We start from the raw sequence: 5,299 nt of genomic DNA on the forward strand, positions 1-5,299 counted from the left end.
GCGCGGTACGGGATACGTACCTGCCGGACGGCGATGGCTACGTTTGGGTGGCGGCCGAGGCTAGCATGGCGCGCGCAGTACGCCAGCACTTGGTGGAGGAGCGCAGTGTACCGAAGTTCCGGATCCGCGCGGCCAGCTATTGGCGGCGCGGATCCGCAGCGGTGCACGAGACGATCGATGGTTGACGATTTGCATCGTGCTCTGCCTGGTCAGCGTGCGACGGGTATTCGCAAAGTCGGCGCCGGCGCCAATGGACGGCGACCAGCAAGCTGGACGAGGCGATGCAACTGATGTGGACGCTGGATCCGCGCCCGAACCGAACGCCATACGTCGGCGACACGACACACGATTACAACGTCGCGCGCGGTCGGCTGGTGACCCGTTCTCGTGTCGATGGGTCATCATGATGCCAGCCGGCTACTTCGCAGCGACGCCCCGGTGTACGGCGGGCTCGGCGAGTTGCTCAGAGATCTGACGTGCAGATGGCAACCGACAGCAACGATAGAAGCGTTGAACATGGCCGATTTTCTCAATCCGGCAGTCCTCGCCGTGGTGGTGGCTGCCCTCACCATGCGCGCGCTCGTCGCATTCTACTACCGCGATAGTACGCGGGTGCTGCATCTGCTACGCCTGCTACCGCGGCTGTAGGGCCGCTAGCGTAGTGCTTTTAATCCCACCGAACGGAAGTTGTGTAAACAGGACAAAAGTACGTAACAATTTTTTCTATGCGGGGAAATACAGTTTTTGTTTAGCGGCACTAATATTTTCCCTCCCTCTTAGATGATTAACGACCCGACAACTTCAGTACCCTGCAGGCCAGGCGCTGGCGCGCCACTCAAGGCAAGCTGCATGGCGTACCTTGCAACACGGGTGCATATCTCCGTGGAAGTGCTGATTGGGAAGCCCGGCTGACGACCCAGATTTTGTTTCGCAAAGCTGAAAAAGCTTGAGGCGAAATACGGGTTTGCGGGCTACGACCCAAACTCGATTGCGGAACAGGTTTTTTCGTAAGTGGTCGATATCTATAAAATTCTCGGGATCCTCAAGAACCGAGCGGGCCGGCTCTTTTATATTGACGTCTGCTTATCGGACCATGTCACGCGCGTGTTCACGCGCCGACTCTTGGCCCTGTTGATAGACTTGGCTTTTTTATCTCCGTGCTGAATGACCACCTTTTCGCCGGCGCGCACTTCACGGTCGAAATGAGCCTTCTCGTAGCAAACGGCCACCATGTCGGATACCTGCACCAGGGCGTGATGCGAGGATGTGGCGACCACCTTGTCTTTAAAGTCTTGCTTCCTTTGGCCAGCACTTCCTTTGGCCAGCATCTCGAACCATAAGGCCCCGTTGTCCTGCAGCCATTTCAATCACGCGGCGCGACTCGTCCAGGGCCACATTGCCTTTGGGCACCTGTTCGCGATGAAGCTGCTCGGACAATTGTGCGCTGACGCTGAGGTAGGGCGTTTCGCGGTCGTTTTGCGATATCTGCGTGACTCGGCCCTGCTTGATATCGTGGAGCTGCTTGTAGGCGCCGTCTAGTTCAGGATGCTTGGCTAAGGCCTCGAGCTTGGCGGCCAACTCGTCGTGGTCGGCCGACACGGGGCGCAACGTGCGATCCTGCTCGGACCGGCTTACTTGCGCATAAGTGTGACTTGGTGGATTTTCATTGCCGTCCATGGCCTTCCCGTCCGCGACCATGCGTAGGGTATCGGCCACGTTGTCGCGGTAGCTCCCGCGTTGACTGGCCAAGGCGTTGATTTGCTCCAGCACCGATACGTAATCGCAGCGCTCATCGTAGGTCCAGTCTCTCGCACGCTCCTGCTCCAGCACCTGAACAGCCTCGGGCGCTTTCTGCCAGTTGCCGCGTTCTTGCAAATTTTCGTAGATGGGCTGCTGGTTGGCGTCATAGACGCGCACGGCATCCACTAGCTTCTCGTGCTCCAGCGCACGCACCGATTCAACGATACCAGTGTAGGCTTTATCGTGCTGCTCCTCGTTCACAAAGCGCCCGGTGCCGCGCTCAGCCACTTGTTCCTCAAAGCGCAACCGGGCTCGCGCAAACGAGGTTTTGGCATTGACGGCCATGACACGAGCCTCGATCTTGTAGCCTGCATCCTTAAGTCGGCGCGTTAGGTCACAGATGCTCTCCGGGCTACGCATGGTGTCGTCAATCACTAGGTTGCGCCGATTCTCAGCGGCCACGATGGTCAGCCGGGTTACCCACTCTCCTGCTTCCTTGTGCGTGCGATCGGCTGCGTGCTGCGGATCTTCGCGAGAAAGCCGCTTATGGCAGAGATTTCGCTCCCGCATCCGGTCCGCATCGATGAGCACGGCGCCGCCGCTGCTGCGTAGCTCGTGGATCGCTTCAGCGGCCAACTCAGTAGCCGTACAGTCCGCGGGCCTGCGGAGCGTACTGCTGGATAACGCGCTCGATAGCCTCAGGCTCCTTTGGGTCAAGTTCGTCGCGCAGTGCGTCTAACGCATCCACCTCCTGCAAGGCGCGCTCAATAGCCGGCTCGTCGGGCACCGGCCTGTCGCGCTCGGCCGCAATGGTCTCAGAATGGTGGGCAATATGGCGCCCAACACGTCCAGCGCCACCTCGTAGCGAACGCCGGCACGACTGAATAGTTGCTTGGTCATACTTGAGACTCCAACAATAGTATCTGAAGCTGATTCAGGCCATGGCGGACATGAATCTGAAACCGGGTCATGCGGCCGAACGGCTGGGCCTGAGCGCGCGTCAGATTGAGCGGCTGGTGATCCGATATCGTAAGTCGGGCGCGCCTCCCTTTGGCTGTTCTCACGCTACATAGGATCTAATTTAAATAGAATTGGATTCGATCTGTCGTCCAAGTCGCCACCCCCGTCCCGAAAAAATCCGCATCCTCCGTCCAAACCGGACATCCGATTGCCATAGCACATGCCAGGACGGGCCAATCGTCGGCATCCCTTGCCCCGATGCGCTGGAGCGCAGCGGCCTGGGCATCTCCATAGATTTCAGCGTCAACAATTTGGATCAAGGGAACCAAGCTATCCAGCACAGCTATCGCTGACTCCGGCGCAACGCCTCTTTTCTCCAGTAATGCTGGCAGGTACTTTCTGGCGTCTGTGTACGCCACGTCGGGAGCAAAAAACTGAACTGCGTGAACATGCGCCATGACCAACTCGCGCACGCGCGTGCCAAGGACTGCCCGAATCAAGATATTTGCATCGAGTACGATTGCCTTATTGCTCATGCGGATTTGGCACCGGTCTTGCCCTTGCCGGTCGATGCCCGGCGAACTGCCTTAAACTCGGACACCACCTCTTCGACATCCACGCCACGGCCAGTCAGCAGATCATCCAAGATTTCACTTGCCTTTTTCATAGCGGCAAGATGCGCTTCGGCTTGGCCATGTGCCGGAATGAAGTACCCTACCGTCTGGCCGTGCCGCGTCACCGCAACGGGCATATTCGCCGCGATGTATTCCGCCAAGTCGGCACGAAACTCACGGATTCCGACTGTGATCGCTTCCATATCCATGCTCCTACGCGCTCGCCGAGCGCAAAATGTGAATCAATGTGTACACATTTTAACAGATAGCGGCCTGGGTGCAAGCACCCACAAAACCGTAGCAATAGGTGTATGAGGGGTACCGTCACGATTCACAAAATATCGTACGCCAGTGGCCCGGAAACCCTTGTTGGACTTGCCTTGAGTGCACAAATTGTTTTTCGAGCGCAATTTGGATCGAGCCTGCATCGTCTAATTGATTGATTTTATTGATTGTGCATTGCAGCTATCGTACGGAAAATTTCGAATCCTGAAGGCGTCCCAGCGACTGATCGAGTCTTTGACGATGCTCGTCCCAAAGAGGCTCCTCCGTCAATATTTTGTAGATCTGGCGGGTTGTACGCCGTCATCACTTTGGCGCAGATCCTCTCGATGACGTTCACGCTAGGCAGCAGGATGACCTGCCGGCGCGGGTATTCGACCAACGCTTGCGCGAGGACGATGCCCTTATTCGTCTGCATCGCGAGGCCGACGAGCGAATGCACCGTCGCCCGATAGTGCGATAGGCCGAACAATTACAGGCCGAGATGAGCGCGCAACTCGAGTTGGTGTTCGCGACGGGTTTCCTCGCGCTTCAGACACTGGGACCAGCACGCCGGATTGATGCGCCGTTGCGGGGCGGTCCATTGCAGCAATGCGGGCGGCACGTCGGTCGTCGTCAACCCTCCCTGGCCCAAACACCAAAGTAAGCAACGCTGCACGGCGAAGCCAAGACGATTCGCATCGCCATGCCGCTGACGAATCACGAGCAGGTCGGCCTCACTGAACGTATAGTGGCAAATCAGCTTGCCGAGCTCCTCGGGGATAGCTAGGAGGCGCTCCCGTTCCGATGCCGACAGAAAATCGGGCGACGTGACATAAGGCTCCTGAAGAGAGGCGAAACATCAGTCCCAGCTGAGCTGGTGGCGTGTCTGCATGGCTTCGTGCCACACATCGTCTTCGGCATGCAAATAGACGCTTGTGGTCGCGAGCGAGGCATGCCCAAGGTTGTCACATACGAAACGCAGGTCGAGCTGCTGATCGGTCATATGTGAGCCGACTGTATGCCGGACCCAGTACGCCGATGCGCGGGCGAGCTGTTCGGCCTAAGCATGCCACTCGAGGCCACACAAGCGCAGTCGTGCCGCGGCCAACGCGAAGATTTCCTTGACGATCAGGTGGATCGAGCTGCGCGCGAGCGGTTTCTTATGGCCGATGAGTGGCAGCAGCAGCGTGCGGTTCTCACCTTGATATGGAGATGGCGCCAGGCGTGCGTGCGCCGGTAACGGGCAAGTTCGGCGATCGGCTCGTCGGTGGCTGGCACCAGGCGCATCCGGTTGCCCCTTGCCATGCACCTCGTTCACCAGCGTTCGACGCCGGCGGCATCGCGCCGGCAGAAGACACCCCCTATCGGCGTGCTGGCGATCTCCGCCGCGTACAGGCCAGCCAGCTACAACACGGTGAACAGCCATCGGCAGCGCGCAGTGTGCAGCCGCTCGCGCTCGGTGCCGACGAGCAACGTTTCAATTGTTGTTTTGACCACGCTCCACCACTCGTAGGTCAAATAGCGCGCCACGGCCGGTCTCGTCGCGACGCCGCGGCGACGCGTGAGCGACAGCGGGTTACCGGCCAGGTAGCCGGCGTCCACAAACCAGGCGAATATCACGTTGAGAATCGTCATCGCGTGCCGTTGTCAACAGCAACTCAGATGGAATGGTCGCCTCCCGCCTCAGCAGCTGTTCCAGCGACTGAGCTGGGTGCTTGGTT

The 5,299-nt window shown here is 58.7% G+C and carries 7 protein-coding genes and 2 pseudogenes; 2 read left to right on the top strand and 7 right to left on the bottom strand.

Features of this window, described 5'->3' with window-relative positions; genetic code table 11:
* Positions 1-185 (top strand): SIP domain-containing protein (locus KPG66_RS15645; protein WP_237071400.1); only part of this gene is annotated, 185 nt, incomplete at its 5' end.
* 208 nt (positions 186-393) lie between these two features.
* Positions 394-648, top strand: coding sequence for a hypothetical protein (locus KPG66_RS15650; protein ID WP_237071401.1), 255 nt, complete (start codon positions 394-396; stop codon positions 646-648).
* Positions 649-1,067: 419 nt separating this feature from the next.
* Here the strand turns inward: KPG66_RS15650 and KPG66_RS15655 are convergent, their stop codons facing one another.
* The 7 genes and pseudogenes from KPG66_RS15655 to KPG66_RS15685 form a co-directional block, all read right to left on the bottom strand.
* The gene (locus KPG66_RS15655; protein ID WP_237071402.1) at positions 1,068-1,328 is read right to left on the bottom strand and encodes a KfrB domain-containing protein; all 261 of its coding nucleotides are present in this window, start codon (positions 1,326-1,328) and stop codon (positions 1,068-1,070) included.
* Positions 1,285-2,376: a zeta toxin family protein gene (locus tag KPG66_RS15660; RefSeq protein WP_237071403.1), complete on the bottom strand. Its 1,092-nt coding sequence runs from the start codon at positions 2,374-2,376 to the stop codon at positions 1,285-1,287. The genes KPG66_RS15655 and KPG66_RS15660 overlap by 44 nt, the downstream gene beginning before the upstream one ends.
* A 1-nt stretch (position 2,377) precedes the next feature.
* A complete protein-coding gene (locus KPG66_RS15665; protein ID WP_237071404.1) occupies positions 2,378-2,527 on the bottom strand; it encodes a hypothetical protein in 150 nt (49 codons plus the stop codon).
* 289 nt (positions 2,528-2,816) lie between these two features.
* Positions 2,817-3,236 carry a PIN domain-containing protein gene (locus KPG66_RS15670; RefSeq protein ID WP_237071405.1) on the bottom strand — a complete coding sequence of 140 codons (420 nt, stop codon included), beginning with the start codon at positions 3,234-3,236 and terminating at the stop codon, positions 2,817-2,819.
* A complete protein-coding gene (locus KPG66_RS15675; protein ID WP_013428809.1) occupies positions 3,233-3,523 on the bottom strand; it encodes a prevent-host-death protein in 291 nt (96 codons plus the stop codon). Before KPG66_RS15675 ends, KPG66_RS15670 begins: the two co-directional genes overlap by 4 nt.
* A 236-nt stretch (positions 3,524-3,759) precedes the next feature.
* Positions 3,760-4,392, bottom strand: a pseudogene (locus KPG66_RS15680) (DUF4158 domain-containing protein).
* A 45-nt stretch (positions 4,393-4,437) separates the two neighbouring features.
* Positions 4,438-5,222, bottom strand: a pseudogene (locus KPG66_RS15685) (tyrosine-type recombinase/integrase); the annotation flags it as partial.
* Positions 5,223-5,299 lie beyond the last annotated feature (77 nt).

The sequence above is a fragment of the Mycetohabitans sp. B2 genome (assembly GCF_021733735.1).
GTDB lineage: Bacteria > Pseudomonadota > Gammaproteobacteria > Burkholderiales > Burkholderiaceae > Mycetohabitans > Mycetohabitans rhizoxinica.

Excerpts from the sequence above, each read along its gene's own strand:
- KPG66_RS15670 (WP_237071405.1), bottom strand. The coding sequence starts at position 3,236 with ATGAGCAATAAGGCAATCGTACTCGATGCAAATATCTTGATTCGGGCA.
- KPG66_RS15655 (WP_237071402.1), bottom strand. The coding sequence starts at position 1,328 with ATGCTGGCCAAAGGAAGTGCTGGCCAAAGGAAGCAAGACTTTAAAGAC.
- KPG66_RS15650 (WP_237071401.1), top strand. The coding sequence starts at position 394 with ATGGGTCATCATGATGCCAGCCGGCTACTTCGCAGCGACGCCCCGGTG.
- KPG66_RS15675 (WP_013428809.1), bottom strand. The coding sequence starts at position 3,523 with ATGGATATGGAAGCGATCACAGTCGGAATCCGTGAGTTTCGTGCCGAC.